Consider the following 25,628-nt stretch of genomic DNA (forward strand, 5'->3'; position numbering starts at 1 on the left):
AGATTCACATTTTTCTTTTCCTCATCGAAATAGATATCTTAGATTTTTAATTCACACACAAATTTAATTCGACCATGAAAGAACTATTAGGCGTTCAATTAAAGAACTGGCTAATCAACGAAGGCATTTCAGAATATTGGGCTGTTCTACTACAATCAGTCATTGCAGCAGTTGTTGTAATTCTTATAGCTTGGTTATCTGATTATATTGCAAAAAAAATCTTAATTGCATTTATAACCAGAGTTGTAAGAAAAACCAAAACACATTGGGACGATATCTTACTAGAACGCAAAGTTTTTAATAAGATCTCACATTTTGCACCGGCAATAATTATCTATTCAAGTGCAAGTTTAATTGATCATCAATTATGGAGCAATATCATTGAAAATGGAGCATATGTTTATATGGTTGTTCTTGCAATTATGCTTCTTGATACTTTCCTAAATGCCAGTAACGATATTTACAATACAATGCCGGTTAGTAAAACACGACCGATTAAAGGATACATACAAATTGTAAAAATCTTCTTTTATGCATTGGGAATTATTGCAATAATCGCTGTTTTATTCGATAGAAATCCGTTAACAATTATTGCCGGAATGGGAGCATTTGCGGCTGTTATCCTGTTGATTTTTAAAGATACGATCTTAGGTTTCGTAGCTTCCATTCAACTATCGGCCAATAAAATGGTGAATATTGGCGATTGGATTACGATGCCTTCTAAAGGAGCCGATGGAACTGTAATTGATATCAGCTTAAATACGGTAAAAGTTCAAAACTGGGATAAAACAATCAGTACAATTCCAACATATGCCTTGGTTTCCGAATCATTTAACAACTGGAAAGGAATGGAAGAATCGGGAGGTAGAAGAATTAAAAGGCATTTAAATATCGATGTTAAATCCATTCACTTTCTTTCTGAAGATGACATCAATAAATTTGAACAAATCAATTTGATTCAGGATTATATGAAAGAAAAGAAAGAAGAAATTCAATCATCTAATCCCGAAGGGGAGATTCCTGTAAACCAAAGAAGACTCACAAATGTTGGAACATTCCGGAAATATATTGAAGCATATCTTCAAAATCACCCTAAGATTCATAAGGATATGACTTTCCTTGTGCGTCAGTTGCAGCCGTCTGAAAAGGGTCTACCAATTGAGATATATGTATTTTCAAATGATCAAGCCTGGGCAAACTATGAAGCCATTCAGGCAGATATTTTCGATCATATTTTTGCGATTGTACCTGAATTCAATTTAAAAGTCTTCCAGAATCCTACTGGTGATGATTTTCAAAAATTAATGAACTAATTATAAATGAAGAGTATCTTAAAAAAGCTCGATTTTTTCGAGTCCTTGGGCTGGTTTGGCAATATCATCCTCAGCATTGGAGTGATTCCACAAGTTGTTCAAACTTGGAAAACACATGATGTTGATAGTTTTAACTGGCCCTTTTTGCTGATGTGGGCTTTTGGCGTGCTGTTTACTTTTATCTATATTGTAAACGGTGATTTAAAAGCTGATAAAAGACAATATCCACTTTGGTTAAACTATATGGTTAACATTGTGGCAACTTTTTATCTTTGCTATGCCAAACTGATTTATTCTTAAAACCCCAAATTGATATGAAGAAATTATTTACCCTTTTACTTATACTTAGCTGTTTTGGCTCATTTGCACAAACAAAAGTAGGCGGAGTTGAATTGCCATCGGAAATAATGGTAAAAGAAACAAAATTGAACTTGCAAGGAGCTGGCACCAGAGTTAAACTTTGGATGGATATGTATGCAATGGGATTGTATTTGGAAAATAAAACCAGTGATGCATCGCAAATCATTAATACTAACAAAAGCATGGGCATTCGTCTTGAAATTATTTCGGGTTTAATTACTGCTGAAAAAATGGAGAAAGCCACAAGAGATGGTTTTAAAAATTCAACCCAAAACAATATTAAACCAATTGAATCCAGAATAAATGATTTCCTCTCAGTCTTTTTAAGCGGTGTTGAGAAGAAAGATATTTTTGAGTTTGTTTACAATCCTACTGAAGGAAGCTTGATATACAAAAATGGAGAACTTAAAAAGGTAATTGATGGATTGGATTTTAAAAAAGCACTTTTTGGCATTTGGCTTTGTAATAAACCTGCTGATAAAAACTTAAAAGAAGATCTGCTTAAATAGAATCAGAAAAGAATAGTAAAGGAGTGATTTTTAGATCACTCCTTTTTTTATTGTATCAAATTTGAAATTGCTTTCTAAATAAAAGTTTAGCAGATGCAGTTCAAAAAAAAACTTTATCTTAGCACCCACACCAAACTTATTATCCCTAGGGATAAATACTTTTATAACAAATCTTTCGGACTTTAGGAATCTGTTTCTTGAGAAGATATTTTGCACCCTTAATTTTGTGTGCATTTTGTGAAACAAAAACAATAACAATGAGTACCAATAGATTTTCTAAAATTGTAGGTTCTGGTAGTTATCTGCCAAGTATCGAAATTAAAAATTCACACTTTTTGAACCATGATTTTTTTGAACCGAACGGACAAAAAATTGAAACTCCAAACGAGGAAATAATTGAAAAATTCCGTGAAATTACCGGAATTGAGGAAAGAAAATATGCTACGAATGAGCAGCAAGCATCGGATTTGGCTTATTTGGCTGCAAAAGATGCACTAGACTCTTCGAAAATCGATAAAGAAAGTATTGATTATATTCTGGTTGCGCACAACTATGGTGATATAAAACCAAATTCAACTTTAACAAGTCAACTTCCATGTTTGGCTGCGAAAGTGAAAAACCTTCTGCAAATTGAAAACCCAAAATGTATTGCTTACGATATTCTATTTGGATGTCCAGGTTGGGTTCAGTTAATGATTCAAGCCAACTATTACATTAAATCGGGAGATGCCAACAGAGTATTGGTTATTGGTGCAGAAACTCTATCACGTGTTTGTGATCCACATGACAGAGATAGTATGATTTATTCCGATGGAGCCGGCGCCACTATTTTGGAAGCTTGTGAATCGGAAGAAGAAACTGGAATTCTATCTCATGCAATGAGAACCGACACCAAAGATCAGGCATATTTTTTAAGAACAGATATTTCGGACAATGCTGATTTTGAAGGAAACAGCAACAGCCATTTCATTAAAATGTACGGTCGTAAAATTTACGAATACGCAATTACCAACGTACCTGGAGTTGTAAAGGAAAGTATCGATAAAGCAGGTTTGGATATCAAAGACATTAAGAAAATCCTGATACACCAGGCAAACGAAAAAATGGACGAAGCCATTGGAAAAAGACTATTTAGGCTGTACAAAGAAAGAGAAGTACCTGAAGATATCATGCCAATTATTCTTCAAAAAATGGGCAACAATTCTGTAGCTACCGTTCCTGTTCTTTACGATCAAATTGCAAAAGGAACTCTAAATGGTCACAGTTTAAATCCTGGCGACTATGTTATTTTTGCATCTGTTGGTGCGGGAATGAACATTAACTCTTTTGTATATAAAGTGTAAATAGAACTTGAAATGTTAAAATTTTAATCTTTTTAATAAAGATTTATCCAAATGTGTTGGATTCAAAAATAATTTTTCTAAATTAGCAGGGCTGAATCTGATAGAGGCTAGAAAATAAAAGGGATTGAGGAGAATAAGATATTATCAGATTTGATTTTGGAATTGCATTCTAACCCTAAAATTACTATACAATATTACCCGAATTAACACTTGTTGGTTCGGGTAATTTTTTGCTCTTTTTTAAATTGTGATTTAAAATGCATAAACATATAATTAATCAATTTAAGGTTTAAATGCCGAGAAAGAATCCAAATTAGATTTGCAAAATGGATTCCCTAAAAAAATCCTTTATCTTTCGGTTCTAAGCCTAATCAAATGAACCAAATTTCACTTCTTACCTGCCTGATTTTTTCAATTATTCTGTTGGCAGGTTTACTGTACGCATCCATTGTTTTTTATCAGGAAAAAGAAAAAAGGGCTGGTTTCAGAGCCATTTTACTTGCTTTACTCCTACCTCCTATTTACCTGATAACATGGTATTACAACTGGGAAATTGTAGCTCTCATTCTTACAGCCGATCTTTTGATTACCGGAATCCTGTTTCTTATTCCTTTCGGCAATAAGAAAAACATTACCGATGATTTTCCACAAGCACAGATTGACGAAAGAGATATCATGTTTTCACGAAACGAATTAAAAGAAAACACAGATAGGTTCAATGAATATTATTCCAAAAACCCAGACAAATTAAAACTGGATAATGAGTTTAGAAAAGAACCCGGATTAACTGCTGATAAATCCATTTTCTTTAATGAATTGGCATACAAAGCTGCCAATGCCAGCTTTTTTACGGTAGATCAATTTCATCAAGCTGTAGATGGTAATATCAATCCAAAAAAATCAGATATTTCAAAAGACGAATTAAGTAATTTTATAAAGGATTGGAGCAAAAAGCTTGGAGTTTTAAATGTAGGAATTGCTGAATTGAAAGATTATCATTTCTATTCGCATAAAGGTAGAGGTGAAGAATATGGTGATCCTATCGAGAGTTATCATTCACATGCCATTGCCTTTACTGTTGAAATGAGTCAGGAAATGGTGGCCGCAGCACCACAATCCTCCATTGTAATGGAATCGGCACAACAGTATTTAGAAGCTGGACGAATTGCTGTTCAATTGGCACAATTCTTAAGAAGCATGGGATTTTCAGCCAGAGCTCATATCGATGGGAATTACCAAATTGTTTGCCCTTTGGTTGCTCGCGACGCAGGTTTAGGAGAAATTGGAAGAATGGGATTACTAATGACTCCAAAAGAAGGTCCGCGAGTTAGATTGGGAGTGGTTACCACAGAATTTGAATTGAATACTGACAAAAGAACCAAGGAAAATTCGATGCTTGATTTCTGCTTACAATGTAAAAAATGTGCCGAGGTTTGTCCAAGCAAATCCATATCGTTCGACGATCCAAAACTTGTGAATGGAATTAAAAGATGGCAGATCAATTCTGAATCTTGCTTTACCTATTGGTGCAAAGCTGGTACCGATTGTGGTCGTTGTATGGCCTGTTGTCCATACTCGCATCCCAATAATTTACTGCACAACTTTATTCGTTTTGGAATTAAAAATTCTGCTCTATTCAGAATCTTGGCTGTTCATTTGGATGATTTCTTTTATGGAAGGAAACCAAAATCGGCAGATCTTCCGAACTGGATTCCTAACAGCAAAAAGGCGCAGAAATAAATTTCCTGATTAGAAACGTATTATTTCATATTTGTCCATAAAAAAAACGCAGAAAGCTTCTTTCTGCGTTGCAATATTTTTAGTCTTTACAGATTATTTTCTCTGTCGAACAGCTTCGTATACCATTAAGGATGCAGCTACCGAAACATTCAGCGATTCAATCTGACCCAAGATTGGTACTTTTACCTTTTCATCAGCCAAGCGAAGCAATGCCTCATCAATACCAGTATCCTCCGATCCCATAATAATAGCCGTTGCCAAAGTTAAGTCTGCATCGGTATAATAACTTTCAGCCTTCTCGGTTGAAGCTACAATTCGAATTCCTTCCTTTTTAAGATTTCGCACTAGAGTTTTTAGATTCTGTACACGACAAACCGGAATTTGATACAATGCTCCGGCTGAAGTTTTAATTGAATCAGGTGTAATTTTAGCCGAATTCTTAAATGGGATAATTATCGCATCAACCCCAGCACACTCTGCAGAACGAGCAATGGCACCAAAGTTTCTAACATCGGTAATCTGGTCCAAGATTAAGATTAAAGGAGTTCTACCTTCAGCCATAATTTGTGGCACAACATCTTCAACATCCTGGTAAGCAATAGGTACAATTAAGGTAACAACACCTTGGTTGTTTTTCTGGTTAAGTGAATTGATTTTTTCAGCAGGAACAAATTGATATTCGATTGATTCATCACGAATTAAATCGAATAGATCTTGGTACAAACGACCAGTTAATCCTTTACGAATTAATACTTTTTCAATTTCTTTACCACTTTTAATCGCTTCCATTGTTGCTCTAATACCGAACAACATTTCCTGTTTCTGTTTAGCCATCTATCTAATTCCTTGATTTTACTTTTAATGCAAGTTGTGGTTTTTCCTTATAGGTTAGGTATCGCCACAACCATTCCAATGGTCCCATCCTGTAATACTTCAACCAAATATAAGATGAAGTTATTTGAAAAATCCAGATGCCTAGCATCCAAAATAGCAACTCAAACCTGCTGAACTCACCGAACAATCCAAATCCGTAACTATAAAAAATGATGGAACAAATTACGGATTGGCAAAGGTAGTTTGTAAAAGCCAATCGACCAACTGCTTCGAAAGCTTTCGTTAAAAATTTCAACAGATTTAATTGATACACCAAAATGATTAAGCCAATGTAGCCTAGAGAAGTAAAAATGCTGGAAAAATAATTGTACTGATATCCATATTTGAAATAATGTACTACTTCCCATCTATTTTGAGCCATTTCCTGAACGCCATAATTGGAAATTAATGCACCAATTCCTATCCCAAAAACTGCCATTCCAGCATAAAATAGTTTGGATTTTTTTGCTGATAAAATTCCTTGATTTAAAAGTACCATCCCTAACAACATCATTCCTGTAGTTCGCCATACAGAAAGCATAAAGAAGCCACCTACCTGATAATTCATGTTTAACTGAACCCTTTTCACAAAAATATCGAACCACGAGCCATGTTGATATAAGTTTATTTCAGCAGATAATGACTCAGCAGAAGGTAAAAATTCAGACATTGACTCTTCCATCATTTTTTCTGGCATGGTATCAAACATACTTCCAATTGCATAAAAGAAAAGCATAGGAACCAGGTAAAGCAATACAGCGAAAACCAACTTCCATACATCCTTCATTTTACGAAGCAGCACAGCAATTAAACCAATAATTGCGTAGGCAACCAGAATATCACCAAACCAAATTAAATAAGCGTGAATCATCCCAAAAAGTAGAAGCCACATCATTCTTCTGATGTGAATTTTTGAGCCATCAATCCCTTTATCTGCCAAACGATTCACAAATAATAGAATGCCTGCACCAAACAGAATAGAGAAAATACTCATGAACTTTAGCTCGGCAAAAACATGAACCAGCCAATAAGAAAAACTTTCCAATTCACTCATTTCTCCCAACACCAAAGGATTGGCAAATGATGCATTTGGCAAAGCAAAAAGCTGAATATTAATAAATAGAATGCCCAATAGTGCGAAGCCTCTCAAAATATCAAGGGAATGGATTCTTTCTTTTAGGGTAGTTGGAGCAGCATGTGTGGTTTGCATTTTTTTCTTTCTAAGATAAGAAGATTAAAGAAATAAAATATTTCACGTAAAGGATGCAGAGGTTTTTATTTTAAAAGATCGCAAAGATTTCCTACACAAAAACTTTAACACAAAGACACACTAAGTTATTGCACAAAGTCCACAAAGAATATGTTCACTTTTAGTTTAAGACCTGCAGTCAACCTATTTTCAGGTAATGACTCCTTTATCCTTTATCCTTTATCCTTTAAACTACTCCCCTCTTTCAGAAATCAATTCCTCTAATTGTTCATTGTATTCTTCCCAGGCCATCATTTCATTTTCAAGATCTTGCTTAGCATCCTCATATTTGGTAAAAAGAGATTGATCTTGCATTTTCTCAGGGTTAGAAAGCAAGTCCTCCATTTCAGCAATTTGCTCTTCAAACTTGGCTATATTTTCTTCAGCCTTGGAAACATTGCGCTCCATTTTGGTGATTTTTTTACTTAACTCTTTTCTCTCCAGGTAATTCAACTTATTTTCCGAAGGAGCTTCTTCAGCTTTCTCTTGAACAATCGCTTTTTTCACTTCTAACTCCTGAAGAGTTTCCATTCGTTTAGCTCTTAAGAAGTCATAAATACCTCCCAAGTGTTCTTTTATTTTTTTGTTGCCAAACTCATATACTTTCGAAGCCAAACCATCCAGGAACTCTCGGTCGTGAGAAACAACAATAACGGTTCCTTCAAACTGTGACAAGGCCTCTTTCAACACATCTTTCGATTTCATATCCAAATGGTTGGTAGGCTCATCGAGCACCAATAAATTCACTGGTTCTAAAAGCAAGCGAATCATTGCCAATCGAGATCTTTCTCCTCCCGAAAGCACTTTAACCTTCTTGTCTACATCTTCGCCACGGAACATGAAAGCTCCAAGAATATCCCTGATTTTAGTTCGTACATCGCCAACGGCAACATCATCAATCGTATCAAAAACCGTTTTGTTTTCATCCAGAAGTTGAGCCTGGTTCTGAGCAAAGTATCCAATTTTTACATTATGCCCAAGCTTACAAATACCTGAGTATTCTAACTCGCCCATCAAAACTTTTACAAGAGTTGATTTTCCTTCTCCATTCTTTCCTACAAAAGCAAGTTTCTCTCCTCTTTCAATTACAAACTCCAGTTCACTTAAAACCAGATGATCGCCATAAGCTTTGCTCAAGTTCTTAGCTTCGCAAACCAAATCACCAGAACGAGGTGCGGGTGGAAATTTCAAATTCAATTTTGACATATCTTCCTCATCCACCTCAATTCTATCGAGCTTTTCAAGCTGTTTGATTCTTGACTGAACCTGAACAGCCTTAGTTGCCTTATACCTAAACCTTTCAATAAAATCCTCGGTATCCTTAATCATCTTTTGCTGATTGATATAGGCTTTCATCTGCTGTTCTCTGCGCTCGGCATGCAAAACAACATATTCCGAATATGGAACTTTGTAATCATATATTTTCCCAACCGAAATCTCAACTGTTCTGTTGGTGATATTATCCAAAAATGCACGGTCGTGCGATACCAACACCACAGCTCCGGGATACACCTTCAAAAAATCTTCTAACCATTGAATTGACTCAATATCCAAATGGTTGGTAGGCTCATCCAAAAGAAAAACATCCGGACGACGCAAAAGAATCTTAGCCAATTCGATACGCATTCTCCAACCACCGCTAAATTCGTTGGTCTGACGAGTGAAATCGCTACGTAAAAAACCAAGGCCCAATAAGGTTTTCTCAGCCTCAGCATCAACATTTTCACCACCCATCATGTGGTAACGGTCATTTTTATCGCTCAAGCGATTAATCAGCTTCATGTAATCTTCCGATTCATAATCGGTACGCTCAGCGATTTCTGCATTAATTTTTGCAATCTCTTTTTCAAGGCCCAAAACCTCTTCAAAAGCGGTAAGAGCTTCTTCCATTACCGTTCTGCCATCAAAGTGGTTCATTTGCTGTGGCAAGTAACCAATCTTAATCTCCGAAGGAATGGAAACATTTCCCTTTGTGGCTCCTTGTAATCCCGCAAAAATCTTAAGCAAAGTTGATTTTCCCGCTCCATTTTTTCCAACAAGACCAATTCTGTCTCGCGAATTCACAAGGAAACTTACCTCTTTAAAAAGAGTAAAACCACCAAATTCAACTGTAAGATTATTTATAGAGATCATATTAATTCCGTTTTTAAGATGTGGCGACAAAAATAATGAAGAATGAGCAATTAGTAATGAAGAATTATTAATTGCTCTTCAGAAATTCTAATTCGATAACTGCTCACTGTTCACAGATATCTTTTCACTGATCACTGCTTTCTTCAACATTTCTGACTGAATGATATTCTCCTTTACTTCAGTCATTACGATATTTTCAGCTTCAGCAAAAGAAATATCATAAACACGATTTACTTTAGCATACTCTTCAGGGAAACGAGCCAATAGTTTGTCATACAATCGATCAAGATCTTGTTTTTTAGGATTTTGAAACTCCATTTTCAATTCGAATCTGCGAATCAAAGCCTCATCAATCATATCAATTTGATTGGTTGCTGCAATCATTACAGAATTCTTTGGCAAGTGATCCATCATTTGAATCATACCATTCACAACACGTTTCATCTCGCTACTATCCGTGTTGTCATAGTTTCGTTCCTTTCCCAAAGAATCAAACTCATCGAAAAACAAAACTGCCTCTTGTGTTTCAATCATTTTAAAAGCCGATGCAATATTTCTTGAGGTCTCTCCTAATTTTGAAGAAATAATATTCCCCAGGTTTATTGTTTTGATTTTCTTATTCAATTTATTGGCAATTGCCTTTGCTGTCATGGTTTTACCACATCCCGATTTTCCGTATAGCAATATCTTATTGACAACCGGCAATCCATACTTTGTAAGAATTTCAACATGTTCATATTCTCTTAAAAACTGAGAAATCTGCGAAAAAAGTTGTTCGTCAAAAACAACGTCATTCATGTCAACTTTTCCGTTGTTGGGTATAAACAGGTGATTCATGCTTAAATATTGTGTTTGCTGTATTTTGTTGTTGTTTATTTAATGTTGCAAACTTAGTATTTTATCCTTAATCATAAGCAAGGTCATTTTGAGAGTTTTGCAAAAGAATTACATTTGCGAACTATTTTTCATCAATGAACTCTATAAGAGGGTAAATGTGTTTCTAGAGGGGGGAAGGTAATGAGCAATATTAGATATTCATATTTGAAAAAAGAAAAGCAATTGGTTATTGCTTGTAATGCTAAGAAAGTAGATCCAGAAATCTTAGTTTCCGAATTTAAATCCATGTTCGAAAGCTTGAAACTTGATTCGCCTGTTGATATTCTTATAGACATTAAAGATCTTAACTTAATAGCATCTATTGAAGACAATAAGCTTTATACCAACTTTTTTCTGAAAGAAAAGATACATGTTAATGCCAAAAAAATTGCCGTTTTAGCTGATACTCCTTCTCAGGTAGTACAAAGCATGCTACTTTTCGAAGGAGTAAAACATTTAGGTATTGCCATTAAAGTATTTAATTCTGAAAAGACTGCTTTAGATTGGATCAATTCAAAATGTCAACACAAGAGGAAATTACAAATCCATCAAGCTTTATCAAAGCTAACACACAAAAAAGCATCATAAAAAAGGAGAACTTTAAATTGTTCTCCTTTACTTTTTATTTCTCTTTCGAATAATCTTTAAAAATCGCCTTTTCGAATTCTATCCAATGTTCGTTAGTCATCCTATCAGGTGTGAACAAACAAATTCCTGTAGCACCATTCACCATCGATTCTCGAATTGCTTCTCCAATCTCTTCTGGCAGTAGGCCATGATTCTCAGGATCTGCTTCTTTTGCTTTTGAATCTGGACTTGGGCAAATAAACAAACCACTATAAATCGGTCTTTCTCCATTTAAACTTTCAACAGACTCCTTACACATTTTGCCAATCCATTCGGTTCCCTCCAAATAGAAATCATTATAATTCATTGGTAAGAAGGCATCCAAATTCCACTGATTCCATTCCTGGCGAACCATTTTAACCGCATGTGAATTTGGCCCGGGAAATACCGCTGCCGTAATGTCTTTACCTTGAGCATGCACATCTTCAACCAATCGATTAACAATTTTTGTGATCAGATCCTGACGAAACTTTTTCCACTCTTGCAAATCTCTTGCCTTAGCCTGATCAGTGATTTCGATTCCTGTTTTTTCCTTAAAATCAGCTTTACACTTATCGCAATAACAATAATCAAAATCAGGATATTCCTTATCCATTACCAATCCGTACTTATCCCACAATCCTTTTGCAAGAATTACATCAGGGAAACGAATATAATCCAAATGCACACCATCAACCTCTGGTAATCTAGCGATAGTTACATATAAGTTTGACAGATATTTATATACCTCCTCCTTATTCGGACACAAGAAAGTATAATGATCAACATAGGCCGGTTTATCGTAGGCCGATTCTCCGTTTCCATTTACGGCATACAATTCTTTGGGAATATTTTTATCTCTGCCTTGAACCATTGTTGGTATCCAGGTATGAAATTCCAGCCCCACCTCTTTGGCAATCTTTCCCACACGTTGATATACCGCAGGATCATGACCTCCGTTATACATCAAACCATCAATACCTTTTTCCTTTAAATCAGTAAATTTTTGTAAAATTTGGGCATCGCTTGCTTCGCCCGGACCGCCAAGCCATGCAAAACATGGCACTTTAGTTGACTGTTGTGTACCGCACGACACCAACAACAACAAACTGATAACAGCAAGTAGCTTGTTCATAGTTAAATTATAAATAAGATTTGTGGCTTTGGAATACTTGCTAAAGATAGCAAATTAAAGTAAGAAGTATTTAGATAGAGTATCAGGAAATGTAATACGACTTTTTGACCATTCAACTTTTTGACTTTTTGACTATTCGGCTTTTCGACTATTCGACTTTTTATATCTTTGTGCCCAAATTAAAAATATACGACAAGTGGGAAGAAGAAGAAACAGAAAACCCCTTCTGCAAAACATTAAAATTGAGAAGTTAGCCGCCGAAGGAAAGGCCATCGCAAAAGTGGATGAAAAAGTATTGTTTGTAACAAACGTAATTCCTGGCGATGTAGTGGATGTACAGGTTACCAAAAAACGCAAAAGTTATATGGAAGGTAATCCTGTTTTCTTTCACGAACATTCTCCATTAAAAAAAGATGCCTTTTGTGAGCACTTTGGTGTTTGTGGTGGATGTAAATGGCAAAATCTGCCATACGAAGAACAATTAAAGTTCAAGCAACAAGAGGTAATTGACAATTTGGAAAGAATTGGTAAAGTTGAATTACCTGAAGTGAATGACATTTTAGCATCAGCTAAAACTGAATTCTATCGTAACAAATTGGAGTATACCTTCTCTAGCAAGAGATATTTAACCAACGAAGAAATTGCCAGTGGCGAAGATTTAAATCGTACACCAGCTGTAGGTTTCCACGTTCCTCGATTATTCGATAAAATTGTTGACATCAACAAATGTCACCTACAACCTGAACCATCGAATGCCATTCGCTTGGCAATTAAAGATTTCGCTTTTGCCAACGATCTTAGCTTTTTCGACATTCGCAATCATGAAGGGTTTTTAAGAACATTAATCATTAGAACTGCGTCCACAGGTGAGAATATGGTAATTGTTACTTTCTACCACGAAGATGTGGAAAAGAGAGAGGCATTACTGAATCATTTGGTTGAAAAATTCCCTGAAATCACATCTTTAATGTATGTGATCAACGAAAAGGCAAATGATACCATTACCGATCAGGAGGTAGTATTGTTTAAAGGACGCGATCATATCTTCGAACAAATGGAAGATTTGAAGTTTAAAATTGGTCCAAAATCATTCTACCAAACCAATTCCGATCAAGCTTACGAATTGTACTGCAAAACACGCGAATTTGCTGAACTTACAGGCGACGAAGTGGTTTACGACTTGTACACGGGAACGGGAACCATTGCGAATTTTGTAGCCAAACAAGCCAAACAGGTAATTGGTATTGAATATGTGCCCGAAGCCATTGAAGATGCTAAGGTAAACTCTGAAATCAACGGAATCAACAATACAAAATTCTTTGCTGGCGACATGAAAAATGTATTGACCAAAGAATTTATCGAACTTCACGGTCAACCTGATACCATGATTGTTGATCCACCACGTGCCGGAATGCATGTTGATGTTGTGGAAACCATTCTGCACGCAGCACCAAAACGCATTGTTTACGTAAGCTGTAACTCGGCGACTCAAGCTCGCGATTTAGCACTAATGGACGAAACCTACAAAGTAACCAAAGTACAAGCTGTCGACATGTTCCCACACACTCATCATGTGGAAAATATTGTGCAATTGGAGAAACGTTAAGTTTTTCAGCCTTAAAATATAAAAAGCTCGCAGAGATATTCTTTGCGAGCTTTTGTTTTTATTTAACAATACTTTTAGGAATTGTAAAGCTAAATTTTGAACCACGCCCAACATCCGATTCTACCCACAATTCACCGCCCAATAGCTCTACAATATCTTTCGATATGGATAGTCCCAGACCAATTCCTCCATGTTGTCTGATAAGGTGATTTTCGATCTGTCTGAAACGACTAAAAATAATCTTCTGATGCTCTGGAGATATTCCTATTCCTGTATCCTGCACATAAAAAAGAACTGTATCTTTTAAACTTTCACAACCAATAATAATCTCACCCTCTTTGGTAAATTTAATGGCATTTCGAATCAAATTATTTAAAACCTGTAACAGTTTACCTTTATCAGTATGTATTTCAAAATTTGGGTTAAACATGTAATCCAATTTTACACTTAACTTCTTTTTTTCAGCCTCAACAGTATGAAGATTTTTTAAACCAGATAAAAATGGATCAAGAGAAACACGATCTACATTTATTTGTAATTTCTTTGCCTCCAACAATGAAGCATCCATTATATCATCCATAATACTCATTAGCTGATTTCCACAATCTTTTATTATGGAAGCATACTGTTTTCGCTCTTCATCTGTTAAATCAACATCACCAATAAAATCGGTAAATCCAAGCAAACCATTTAGTGGGGTTCTAACTTCATGACTCAGATTAGCAAGAAATGCCGTTTTAAGCCTGTCATTTTCTTCTGCCTTAAGCAGGGCATGTGTTAGTTTAGCTTCAATTTGTTTTTTTTCGGTAATATCCAATCCAACTTTTAAGTACCCTATGATACTATTTTCATCGTCAACCACAGGTGAAATGGAAGCCGACTCCCAATAATAACTAGAATCTTTACGCTTGTTATAAAATTCTCCTTCCCACTTTTCACCAGACGATATTTTCTGCCACAAATCTTTGTAAACAATAGCGGATTGTTTGCCCGATTTTAAAATCCTTGGATTTTCTCCTATCAGCTCTTTAAGATCGTACCCGGTCACCTTGCAGAATATCGGATTTACATATTCTATTTCTCCCTTAGTGTTTGTAATTACTATTGATGCAGGACTTTGCTCAACCGCATTGGATAGTTTAGTTATTTTAAGCAAGTTCTTATTTCTTTCGGTCACATCCCGAATTACAGAGTGTAAAAGTTCTACGCCATCAACCATAACAACACCTGACGAAATTTCAACATCTTTAATTTCTCCCGATGCAAGGCGGTGCTTCGCTTTAAATATCGTTTTTGAGTTAGTTTTAGCTTTCTCAATATTATCCCAAACCGTAACTTCTCCTGCAATATTTAAATCCCAAATTTTAAGATTTAACAGTTCTCTTTTAGAATAACCATAGAACTCACAAGCACTTTCGTTCACATCTTTTATCAACCCATTTTCTGGCGACACAAGCATCATTACGGAAGAACTACCGTAAAAAATATTCTTGTATCTATTCTCCACCTCACTTAACTTCTTCTTTAATTTAACCTTATCGGTTAAATCTACCGCTGAAACTGCAAATTCCTTTTCACTTAACGGAAATGAATCTACATAAATAAACTTCCCAATATCCGAATGATAGGAGTAAAAATTGGTATTCTTGAAATCATTAGTCACCGAATTGAAATAATCAATCCACTCGGGTTCTGTATTTGGAAACAATTCCAACAAAGTCTTACCAATCGCTTTTTCTCTTGAAATTTCTATAAATTTTTCGTTCGCCGGATTCATATCCTTGTAGAGTAAATCCACCAATTCTCCAGATTTATTCTTAATCGTTTCAAAAATAGCTATAGCTGAAGTTGAAGTTGAAAAAAGTGTTTTGTACTTCAATTCACTTTTCAACAATTGCTCTACAAGTTTTTGATTTTCTACCTTATACTCTTCCAAAAAGAACTTATTCATTTCTTCCTGATACAATACTTTTAAATCAGACTCGATAATCTTTCGGAATTCTACCAGCGAGCATTTTATACCTGAATCGAACTTTATTTCCTCCTCATTTACAACATATAAAACTCCAAACAAATCTCCATTCGAAAACTTAAGAGGATATCCAAAATAATTGAGGTTGTTAAAATTGTTAAGTACAAAATCATCAGAACAAATTTCTTTTTTTGCAGCTAATTCTTTTACATGATCCAAATTTTCTTGAATCTCTAACATGAATGCTTTATTGCATCCATCACTTTTTAATAAAAGCTCAATATTTGATTCTTTAAAATGAGCGATAATTACATTCGAAATATTGAATGTCCTTGAAATGAGATTCAATACATCTTGCCATTTACTTAAAATGCGACTTGAAATCTTATAATTTACAACTTCTGACATAATTTTCAATTCTATTCGATAGTAGAATAAATAGTCAACTAAAAATAATTACAGCAAACACACAAATCAACACAGACTCATATTGCAACCCTGACTATTAATAACAAAATGATATTCTTACCATTAAAAATAACTACAGATACATAAAGTTAAATAAAAATACATTTAACCCAAACATAAATTACAAATAAAATCTATTCATCATTTACTTTCTATATGCCATAATACCTTTATTAAATATATATCACATTCACAAAATGCATTCAGCTAACTCTATTATAAAAGCTCAACTTGCAATTTTATATTTTGTTGATTATATTGAGATTACATTCTATCTCTAACTTTAAACTACTACAAGGAAGATTTAACCAAACAACCTCCTACACATGAAAGGACTGAAATTTCAAACACGACTCATACTAGGCTTTTCAACCATACTTTTATTTAGTTTCATAATTGGTATCATTGCATTTATCGAAATTAAAACCATTAGTAAAAACACAGAGTCTATCTATCACCACCCTCTAACGGTAAGTAATTCTGTTCGTGATATAAACATTAGCATTAACGCCATTCACCGATCCATGAAAGATGTTGTTTTGGCAAAGAATATTGAAGAATTATACGAATCAATTTTATTGGTCAACAAACACGATCGCCAGGTTTATGCCTCATTTAAAATTGTAAAAGAACGTTTCCTTGGTGATAAGGAGGTTGTAAATGATACTTACTCGGCATATCGCGATTGGGAAAAAATCAGAAATGAGGTAATCTTGTTAAAAAAAGGCGGTCACGATGAACGAGCTGCTGATATTACCAGAGGTCGTGGCGCTTTTCAAGTAAATCTTTTGTTCGAAAAAACCAAAATCCTTACTGATTTCGCACAAAGCAAAGCTGATGAATTCTACCACAACACAGTCGAATCAGAAGAAAAAAGTATCGCCATTCTAATCTTCAGTATCTCCTTAATACTACTGATCAGTTTGATTACAGCCGTTTGGCTATCAAAAAGTATTTCTAGGCCTATTCATAATTTCATAGAAGAAATAAGTACAATATTCACAAATCAAGATGATTTAATAGATAACATTCAAAACAAAAGCGAACAGGAAATTCTTGGAATTACATCGAAGAAACTGAGATCAGGCTATCAAAAATTAAATGATTTCAACAAAGAGCTTGATCAAAAAATTGAACAACGCACATCGGAGTTAAAAGAAGCAAAAGAAAAGGCAGAAGAAAGTGAGCAATTAAAATCCGCTTTTCTTGCAAACATGTCTCACGAAATAAGAACTCCTTTAAATTCCATACTGGGATTTTCTGAATTCCTAAAAAAAGACAACCTTCCCAAAGAGAAAAAAGAATTGTATTTGAACATGATTGATAATGGAGGACAAAGACTACTTACCATCATCTCCGATATTGTTGACATTTCGAAAATTGAATCCAATCAATTCTCGCTTAGTTATGAAATCACTATGCTAAACGAAATTCTGGATAATTTGGAACGTCAATTCACAATAGTTACCAATAAAAAAGGTATAGAACTAAAAACTGTAAAATCTCTCGATGATTATTCAAGCTTTATTTCAACCGATGTTACCAGACTCTCGCAGGTGATATCAAATCTATTGGAAAACTCTATAAAATTCACAGAAAAAGGAACAATCGAATTTGGGTATAAGGTAAATAATAACAAGTTACTATTCCATGTTCGAGATTCTGGTATTGGCATTCCAAAAGAGTTTCATTATTTAATATTCGAAAGATTCCGTCAAACAGATACACAAGAATCAAAACTGCATACGGGAACAGGCCTAGGGTTATCCATTGCAAGAGGAATAGTAGAATTGTTTGGAGGTGACATTTGGGTTGAATCAGAAGAAGGAACAGGAGCTTGTTTCTATTTTGAAATTCCCCACCTTCCTACTGCCTCATCGCAAGTTGATAAAAAAATCAAAACGGACGAATTCTTTTTACATACCGAAGGAAAAACCATTTTGGTGGTTGAAGATGAACCATCCAATTATATTTATATACGCGACCTATTAAGTGAATTTAACTATAATATAATTCATGCCAAAAATGGCCAGGATGCTGTTGATATCATTAACACCAAAATAAACATTGATTTAATTCTAATGGACATTAAAATGCCGGTTATGAATGGACTGCAGGCTACCAGAGAAATCCGTAAAACAAATAAAAAAGTTCCTGTTATTGCTCAAACCGCTTATGCCATGTTGGAAGATAAAAGACAAGCTCTCAATGCCGGATGCAATGATTATTTAGCGAAACCAATCACCTTTAAGGCTTTCTCTGAAATTATACAAAAACATTTAAGCCATACTAATTGATCAGGGAATATTATTTTGTAGGTTTATAACACAAATAAACCACACTTATTTATGCGACGAAAAGAACGAGAAATAACAGATCGAAATCTCATTGATGAAATTCTAAAAAAATCGAATACCTGCCGATTGGCAATACACGGCACTCCTTATCCATACATTGTAGCTTTAAATTATGGCTACGCTGATAATGCTTTATTCATTCACTGTGCAAAAGAGGGAAAGAAAGTTGATCTTCTAAAAGAGAACAACAAAGTTGGTTTTCAAATTGACCTTGGAAGTGAATTAATTAAGCATACAGAATCCTGTCAATGGACTACAAAATACAGGTCGCTAATGGGAATAGGAGAAGTTGAAATCATTGAGAATTTTGATCAAAAATGCCAAGGTTTAGATGTTATTATGAACCATTCAGGCAAATCAGACAACTACTATCACCCAAGAGCAGTTGAAAAAGTATTGATTCTAAAGGTAAATATCAAGGATATATCGGGAAAGCAAGCGGGTGATTGGCAAGCAAACTAAAGCTTCCAAGCGTCAAAACCCAAGTTAAAAAATTCAAAAAAGCTTCATCTGAAGTTAAAAACAACCGATGAAGCTTATGGTAACAATTCCCTTTTGGAATTTATACTTTTGGGGTTTGTAAATCGGAATTTTCTATACCTTCTTCAATTTCCATCTTCCGGTTTTAAACCAATACAAAGCAATTAGCGTTAGTACTGCCTCAGCAATAATTATGGCATAAAACACTCCTTTTTGATTCCAACCAAATTGAATTGCCAAAAGATAAGCAACAGGAATTTCCACAATCCAAAAACTAATCAAATTTAATAAGGTTGGAGTTTGTGTGTCGCCTGCCCCATTAATCGAATTCAGCAATACCATACCCATTCCGTAGAAAATAAATCCACAACTAATAATTTTAAGTGCTTGAATTCCATTAACCACAATTCCCTGATCATCGGTAAACAATTCAATAAAATAAGTTGGAAACAAGAAGAATATTATTCCTATCAATCCAAGAAATACAACATTAATTCTTCCTGCAGCCCACACCGATTTTTCCGCACGTTCTGACTGATTAGCACCTAAGTTTTGACCAACCAAAGTAGCTGCGGCATTGCTCAATCCCCAGGATGGTAATAAAATGAATATCAAAATACGGATTGCAATGGTATAACCTGCAATGGCAGCACTACCAAACTCAGCCATAATCCTCATCAAACCAATCCAACTTGATGTTGCAATAATGTTCTGTCCTATTCCTCCAACCGACAGCTTAATCAGTTTCTTTATGGTTTTCCATCGTAAAGTAAAATGTTCTAATTTGATATGTATCTTACCACTTCCTTTAAACAATAGAACAAACTGATATACAACCGCCAATCCTCTACCAATACTAGTTGCAATCGCAGCGCCTTCAACGCCCATAGCAGGGATTGGACCTAGTCCAAAAATCAATAATGGATCAAGAATAATGTTTAAACCGTTGGCAATAATCAATACGCGCATAGAAAGTGCAGCATCTCCCGCTGATCGAAATATCGCATTATTAATAAATAGCAACATGATAATCATGTTACTACCCAGAATAATGCTTGTATAACCCAACATTTCATTCACAATGGTAGAATTTGCTCCCATTAATCGCAGCAAGTCCTTCGAAAAGAAAACTCCAACTATTGCGATAAAAACTGAGGCAATCGCTCCGGTTACAATGGCCTGTGCTGAAACTTTTGCTGCTTTCTCGAATTTCTTTTCTCCAACTCTTCTGGCAACCAAAGCTGTTGTTGCCATTGATAAACCAAATCCTATGGCATATACAATTGTGGTAATTGTTTCAGTAATCCCTACAGTTGCAACTGCATCTTTACCAAGTTGGGATACAAATAAAATATCGGCTATAGCAAAAACCGATTCAAAAATCATTTCCAATACCATTGGTATAGCCAGCATAAATAAGGCTTTCCCAATTCTTCCATTGGTATAATCTTTTTCTTCTCCTGATAAGGAGTCCTTAATCATATTAAACAATTGCCTCCCTCGGTCAATTGCCTTTACTCGTAAAAACTTCTCTTTTAAATTGCTATTATAGTGCATTTTCGTTTTCGCTTTTGATGATGAATTAAACTCTTTATTTTTCCTTCGATTTTGAAACAATTGTTTGTTCCAACTTTCACGAGCTCCGCAAATGGGGCACAATAATTCATAGGTGTACTCATAATTTTTCCTCCATTAAATTTTTAGGTGTACAAAAATTGTATCGGGCGGCTTACGCCTCCGTTACTTCTGATTAATAATATTTATAGAATAAGGAAAGCCTAAGCTGTTTAGCTCAGATAATTACAAGGTGTATTTGTGACAAATTTATTCATAGCTTTCCTCCGTTTTTTGCGTGAGTATCACAAATATAAATCAATTTATTTAATTCCCAACAAAATATTTTCTTGTTACAAACTGAATACCAGCTGAAAATTTGAATTGAAGCTAACAAATGTTCTTTTTTATACTCCGAAATTTCCGTAGTATTGAGGTCTAGCAACAAACCAAATAAATCGTAATAAAAAATGAACAAGATCATTGTATCAGCATTGGCTGTAATACTAAGTGTAAATCTTTGCTTTGCTTCCTCTGCCGAGGATAACAAAGAAAAAACAATTAAAAATTGGCTAATTACTGATGCCATCGAACTGCACCTTCCTGCATTCAATACAACCGAAGATTTTAGCGGAAGTACTTTCGAACTGAAAAATCTTTTGCAGGAAAACCAAATAGACCTTTGCAAGATTGCTCCTAAAGAATCAGACAAACTAAATTGGAACAATGAGCAATTAACCTGGAAAAAGAAAAGTGCTAATTCTAAAGGTTTTCTTTCTTTGTCAAATAAGGAAAGTAAATTATACTATCTGGTTTCATATTTAAACACTGATCAGTGGGGTGAGTTTGAGCTATCATTAAAAAGCTACCCTATGATTGAGGTGTATGTGGATGGCAAAAAACAATTATCGCAATACAAGCATGAAGCGGATGAAGCCAAAGAGTCCAGCAAAAGTCTAAAACTAGAACAAGGACACCACAAAATTGTTGTGAAAGTGCTAAGCAGTTCAAAAAACAATCAGTTTCAACTTGCTTTGAAATCCAAAATTGATGCAAATGCTTTTGAATTGAGTCTTTCTCCAAAACAATTTATGAATATCAACAAAGTTTTAGATGGCACAAAAGTAAAAAGTACTGCTTTATCATTCGACGGAAAATATGCTTTGATTTCTTACAGCAGAACCTTACCTCCATCTGATAAAAGTGAGAACTGGAAAGAAATACAAGAAATTGAAACTGGCAAAACCTTATATACTTTTAGAGGAACTCAACTTTCGAACATCAACTGGTTGCCAACAGGAAATCAAATTTCTTATACCAAGAAATACAATGGTAAAACATCTATTTTTGTTTTCAATTTCGAAAAGAATACTGAAAAACAAATTACTGAAAACATTGCTGATTTCTCTTCATATACTTGGGCTCCAAACGGAAAATTCATCATCTACAGTGTAGGTAAAAGCAATTCTGAAGACTGGAAAATGAAAAAATTCCAAGGAATGGAAGATCGTTTGCCATGGTACAGATACAGATCGTTCCTTTACAAACTAGATGTTGCAAGTGGTGTAAAACAACGACTAACTTACGGAACTTTAAGTACCAACTTGGCTGATATTAGTGCTGATGGAAAAAACATCCTATTCACAACTTCGCGTCCTGATTACAGTGGATATCCATATTTTAAACAGAATCTTTACCAAATGAATGTTGAAACTTTTAAAGTGCAAAGCATTTGGGAAGACAAATTGGTATCAGGTCAGGCTCAATATTCTCCTGATGGAAAGCAATTGTTGGTACAAGGTGGTCCTTCTTGCTTTGGCAAGATTGGTGAGAATATCGGCAATCATCCAATAGCGAACAATTACGATGGACAACTTTACATTTACGATTTGGCTTCGAAAAAAGTAGATCCTATTACCTACAACTTCGATCCTGCAATTGATGCATCGGTTTGGAACAAATCTGATCATAAGATTTACATCAAAGCACAAGACAAAGACTATGTGAAACTATTCAGCTATGATATTGGGTCGAAAGAATTCACAGAATTAAATTCGAATTCGGATGTGGTTCGTGGTTTTGACTTGTCGGAAAATGGAAAAACAATTGGCTATGTGGCTTGTGGAATTTCAAGTCCATACAAAGCATTTATTTACGATATTACTTCGAAAACAAATCATGTAATTTCAAACCCTGAAAAGGATCATTTGAAAAATGTAATGTTCGGTAAAACCGAAGATTGGAATTTTACCAAAGAAGATGGTACTACGATTATTGGTCGTGTTTACTATCCTCCTAATTTCGATTCCAATAAAAAATATCCTCTGATTGTAAACTATTACGGCGGAACATCTCCTGTAGAAAGAAGTTTTGGTGGTCGTTATCCATTGAATATGTATTCAGCAATGGGCTATGTGGTATACTTACTACAACCAAGCGGTGCTACCGGATTTGGTCAAGAATTCTCGGCTCGACACCAAAACAATTGGGGTATTATTACTGCCGATGAAATTATTGATGGTACCAAGAAATTTATCAAAGATCATTCATTCATCGATGCTGATAAAGTTGGATGTATTGGGGCTTCATATGGTGGTTTTACCACTCAGTTGCTACAAACAAGAACCAATATTTTTGCAGCAGCCATTTCTCATGCTGGCATTAGTGATATTACTAGCTATTGGGGCGAAGGATATTGGGGATATTCCTACAGCATGAATGCTACTGGTAAATCATTCCCTTGGAACAGAAAAGACATTTATGTAGACCAAAGTCCATTGTTTAATGCCGATAAAATTACCACTCCAATGTTATTGCTTCATGGTAGCCAGGATACTAATGTTCCATTGGGGGAAAGTATTCAAATGTACCAGGCATTGAAACTACTTGGCAAAGATGTAGAGTTTGTGCAGGTTAAAGGTCAAGATCATTTGATTCAAAACTACAATAAGCGCATTCTTTGGAACAACACGATCTTTGCATACTTCGCAAAATACTTGAAAGATCAACCAAAATGGTGGGATGAATTGTATCCTGATAAAAATTTATAAACCTTTATATCAAAAGAGATTGGCAATTGTCAATCTCTTTTTTTATCCATAACTATTTTGGGGAAGTCATTTTTTTTTAGAATTGCCTTCCCCAAGTTGGGGAGGGTCTCTTTTTTTTTAAAACAAGCTTCCCCAAGCTGGGGAATGGCCATTTTTAAAAACAATACCCTTTCCCAGTTTGGGGAAAGGCCCTTTTTTCTACAATCACGTTTTCCCAGCTTGGGGAAGGGCTTCTTTTTTTCAGAGGAGCTTTCCCAAAAATGTAAATAACGTGAATTAAATCCCTTCATTTTCTCATAGACAGAAACTAATGCAATATCAATAATGATAAACTCTATTGATGCTTATTTGAATAATACTTACTTTTAAGAATCAAAAATTAAAAGAACAGAATATGTTAATAGTTATATCACCTGCCAAAACGTTAGATTTTGAATCTCAAGCGAAAACAGATATTCATTCTGAAGCAAACTTTACGAAAGATGCTGAACAATTGATAAAAATTCTTCGCAAACTTAAAGTTGATGAAATTGGAGATTTCATGGGCATTAGCCCTAAACTGGCTCAATTGAATTTTGAACGTTTTCATGAATGGAACTTGCCTTTTACTCCCGATAATGCCAAGCAAGCACTATTGGCCTTTAAAGGCGATGTTTATACAGGTATTGATGCAGAAAGCTTAAGTGATACTGACTTTGAAAATGCACAATCGCAATTGCGCATTCTTTCCGGTTTGTATGGGGTTTTAAAGCCAATGGATTTAATTCAGACTTATCGATTGGAGATGGGGAAAAAACTGGAAAATAAAAAAGGGAAAGACCTGTATGAGTTTTGGGGAGATAAAATCACGAAATCCATTAATAAAGATTTAAAAGAATACGATCACCAGCACTTAATTAACCTGGCATCGAATGAGTATTATAAATCGATAAAGGCAAAACAAATAAAGGCCGAGATCATTACTCCTGCTTTTAAAGATTTGAAGAATGGACAATACAAAATGATTAGCTTCTTCGCTAAAAAAGCACGAGGATTAATGACTCGTTTCATTATTCAGAATGGAATAAGCAATCCTGATGACCTAAAAGCTTTTGATTTAGATGGATATATCTACAATCCTAACTTATCAAAAGATAATGCTCCGGTTTTCACTCGTGATCATTAAAGAAAATTTACATTATTAAAAAGAGTTTTAAGTCTTGTTTTTGCTCTCATTTTTTACTATGTTTAAGTGTAAGACAATCCGAGTATTAACCCCATAATCCTTCTGCATATGACCACTGAAAACTATGTTGTAAAGTATGGTAGTCTTCTAAAAGAAGAAACCCTTGAAGTTATAGATGATAAAATATTACCTAATACCATTGTTCTCGAAGCGACAAATCCGTTTCCGGGATACTATGAGTATTATGATGGTTTTCAGAAAGATGTTCAGCCTCATTATATTTATTTGGTATTGGATAGAAGATACGATTTAGAAGAATTTACTCGAGCTACTCAAAAAATAATGAACTATTTCGAGGCCAAATTCCACGCTGCAATAGGTACTATTACCATTTATAATGATATTCACTATGTAATTCGTATTAGAAGACTTAACACTTACGATCAAGTGAAGGAATTACAGGAATGTTATCAATCTGAAGGAATCATATTTAAGACAAATGGTTCTATTCCTCACAATTCTAAAGCAATGATTCAATTGAATAAGTTTTTTGCATTGGATATCATCGAAGACGGATACTTTAAAGATCATATTGAACCAAATCATGGATATTTTACCATCCCTGAAAAGCTAAATTGGAAGCAATTTGAGCAATTAACAAAGAAAGTGAAGTACAATATGGAGATGATTCATTTCGATGTTTCTCTGGGCTTTATTTACGACCATTTTAAAGCGATTGATATGATCAGAGTTTATGCTGAAAACTTAAATCTGGATTTAATGAAGAAAATTCGAGCTAAATACATTGAAAGAATAAAATAGATTTACAAAACAAAAAA

20 protein-coding genes are annotated in these 25,628 nt (G+C 34.8%); 12 read left to right on the forward strand and 8 right to left on the reverse strand.

Annotation, left to right across the window (positions count from 1 at the left end):
* The first annotated feature begins 74 nt into the window (after positions 1–74).
* The 5 genes from BXY64_RS13995 to BXY64_RS14020 all read left to right on the forward strand — a co-directional run bounded on the left by BXY64_RS13995 (position 75) and on the right by BXY64_RS14020 (position 5,265).
* Complete coding sequence (locus tag BXY64_RS13995; protein WP_120240629.1) at positions 75–1,313, forward strand: mechanosensitive ion channel family protein; 1,239 nt, start codon at positions 75–77, stop codon at positions 1,311–1,313.
* Positions 1,314–1,319: 6 nt separating this feature from the next.
* Positions 1,320–1,613 carry a PQ-loop repeat-containing protein gene (locus BXY64_RS14000; protein ID WP_120240630.1) on the forward strand — a complete coding sequence of 98 codons (294 nt, stop codon included), beginning with the start codon at positions 1,320–1,322 and terminating at the stop codon, positions 1,611–1,613.
* A gap of 14 nt (positions 1,614–1,627) precedes the next feature.
* Positions 1,628–2,182: a chalcone isomerase family protein gene (locus BXY64_RS14005; RefSeq protein ID WP_120240631.1), complete on the forward strand. Its 555-nt coding sequence runs from the start codon at positions 1,628–1,630 to the stop codon at positions 2,180–2,182.
* A 257-nt stretch (positions 2,183–2,439) separates the two neighbouring features.
* A complete protein-coding gene (locus tag BXY64_RS14015) occupies positions 2,440–3,525 on the forward strand; it encodes a 3-oxoacyl-ACP synthase III family protein (protein ID WP_120240633.1) in 1,086 nt (361 codons plus the stop codon).
* A gap of 375 nt (positions 3,526–3,900) precedes the next feature.
* On the forward strand, positions 3,901–5,265 hold the full coding sequence (locus BXY64_RS14020; protein WP_120240634.1) for a 4Fe-4S dicluster domain-containing protein: 1,365 nt from the start codon (positions 3,901–3,903) through the stop codon (positions 5,263–5,265).
* A gap of 93 nt (positions 5,266–5,358) precedes the next feature.
* On the opposite strand, the gene rlmB is transcribed toward BXY64_RS14020, so the two are convergent.
* The 4 genes from rlmB to BXY64_RS14040 all read right to left on the reverse strand — a co-directional run bounded on the left by rlmB (position 5,359) and on the right by BXY64_RS14040 (position 10,357).
* Entirely contained in the window at positions 5,359–6,099 is a 741-nt protein-coding gene (gene rlmB / locus BXY64_RS14025; RefSeq protein ID WP_120240635.1) for a 23S rRNA (guanosine(2251)-2'-O)-methyltransferase RlmB, read from the reverse strand.
* 4 nt (positions 6,100–6,103) lie between these two features.
* Positions 6,104–7,348, reverse strand: a complete 1,245-nt coding sequence (locus BXY64_RS14030; protein ID WP_120240636.1) for a DUF418 domain-containing protein — start codon at positions 7,346–7,348, stop codon at positions 6,104–6,106.
* Between the two features lie 231 nt (positions 7,349–7,579).
* Positions 7,580–9,520, reverse strand: coding sequence for an ABC-F family ATP-binding cassette domain-containing protein (locus BXY64_RS14035; protein WP_120240637.1), 1,941 nt, complete (start codon positions 9,518–9,520; stop codon positions 7,580–7,582).
* Between the two features lie 87 nt (positions 9,521–9,607).
* Positions 9,608–10,357, reverse strand: coding sequence for an AAA family ATPase (locus tag BXY64_RS14040; RefSeq protein WP_120240638.1), 750 nt, complete (start codon positions 10,355–10,357; stop codon positions 9,608–9,610).
* A gap of 180 nt (positions 10,358–10,537) precedes the next feature.
* On the opposite strand from BXY64_RS14040, the gene BXY64_RS14045 reads away from it, so the two are divergent.
* A complete protein-coding gene (locus BXY64_RS14045; RefSeq protein ID WP_120240639.1) occupies positions 10,538–10,984 on the forward strand; it encodes an STAS/SEC14 domain-containing protein in 447 nt (148 codons plus the stop codon).
* A 34-nt stretch (positions 10,985–11,018) separates the two neighbouring features.
* Here BXY64_RS14045 and BXY64_RS14050 read toward each other — a convergent pair whose 3' ends face one another.
* Positions 11,019–12,137: a glycoside hydrolase family 10 protein gene (locus BXY64_RS14050; protein ID WP_120240640.1), complete on the reverse strand. Its 1,119-nt coding sequence runs from the start codon at positions 12,135–12,137 to the stop codon at positions 11,019–11,021.
* 196 nt (positions 12,138–12,333) lie between these two features.
* On the opposite strand from BXY64_RS14050, the gene rlmD reads away from it, so the two are divergent.
* A complete protein-coding gene (rlmD, locus tag BXY64_RS14055; RefSeq protein ID WP_120240641.1) occupies positions 12,334–13,743 on the forward strand; it encodes a 23S rRNA (uracil(1939)-C(5))-methyltransferase RlmD in 1,410 nt (469 codons plus the stop codon).
* 58 nt (positions 13,744–13,801) lie between these two features.
* Here rlmD and BXY64_RS14060 read toward each other — a convergent pair whose 3' ends face one another.
* Positions 13,802–16,123, reverse strand: a complete 2,322-nt coding sequence (locus tag BXY64_RS14060; protein ID WP_120240642.1) for a PAS domain-containing sensor histidine kinase — start codon at positions 16,121–16,123, stop codon at positions 13,802–13,804.
* Between the two features lie 386 nt (positions 16,124–16,509).
* Between BXY64_RS14060 and BXY64_RS14065 the strand changes: the two genes are divergently transcribed.
* Together BXY64_RS14065 and BXY64_RS14070 are read left to right on the forward strand one after the other, a co-directional pair.
* On the forward strand, positions 16,510–18,480 hold the full coding sequence (locus BXY64_RS14065; RefSeq protein ID WP_120240643.1) for an ATP-binding protein: 1,971 nt from the start codon (positions 16,510–16,512) through the stop codon (positions 18,478–18,480).
* A 51-nt stretch (positions 18,481–18,531) separates the two neighbouring features.
* Positions 18,532–19,002 carry a pyridoxamine 5'-phosphate oxidase family protein gene (locus BXY64_RS14070; protein WP_120240644.1) on the forward strand — a complete coding sequence of 157 codons (471 nt, stop codon included), beginning with the start codon at positions 18,532–18,534 and terminating at the stop codon, positions 19,000–19,002.
* 132 nt (positions 19,003–19,134) lie between these two features.
* Here BXY64_RS14070 and BXY64_RS14075 read toward each other — a convergent pair whose 3' ends face one another.
* Positions 19,135–20,577, reverse strand: a complete 1,443-nt coding sequence (locus BXY64_RS14075; protein ID WP_120241024.1) for an MATE family efflux transporter — start codon at positions 20,575–20,577, stop codon at positions 19,135–19,137.
* Between the two features lie 467 nt (positions 20,578–21,044).
* On the opposite strand from BXY64_RS14075, the gene BXY64_RS14085 reads away from it, so the two are divergent.
* On the forward strand, positions 21,045–23,624 hold the full coding sequence (locus BXY64_RS14085; RefSeq protein ID WP_120240646.1) for a S9 family peptidase: 2,580 nt from the start codon (positions 21,045–21,047) through the stop codon (positions 23,622–23,624).
* Between the two features lie 29 nt (positions 23,625–23,653).
* On the opposite strand, the gene BXY64_RS14090 is transcribed toward BXY64_RS14085, so the two are convergent.
* Positions 23,654–23,914: a hypothetical protein gene (locus BXY64_RS14090; protein WP_120240647.1), complete on the reverse strand. Its 261-nt coding sequence runs from the start codon at positions 23,912–23,914 to the stop codon at positions 23,654–23,656.
* 104 nt (positions 23,915–24,018) lie between these two features.
* Here BXY64_RS14090 and yaaA point away from each other — a divergent pair, with 104 nt between their 5' ends.
* Both yaaA and BXY64_RS14100 read left to right on the forward strand, forming a co-directional pair.
* Positions 24,019–24,789, forward strand: coding sequence for a peroxide stress protein YaaA (gene yaaA, locus BXY64_RS14095; RefSeq protein ID WP_120240648.1), 771 nt, complete (start codon positions 24,019–24,021; stop codon positions 24,787–24,789).
* 108 nt (positions 24,790–24,897) lie between these two features.
* A complete protein-coding gene (locus BXY64_RS14100; RefSeq protein WP_120240649.1) occupies positions 24,898–25,611 on the forward strand; it encodes a hypothetical protein in 714 nt (237 codons plus the stop codon).
* Positions 25,612–25,628: the final 17 nt, after the last annotated feature.

Source organism: Marinifilum flexuosum (genome assembly GCF_003610555.1).
GTDB lineage: Bacteria > Bacteroidota > Bacteroidia > Bacteroidales > Marinifilaceae > Marinifilum > Marinifilum flexuosum.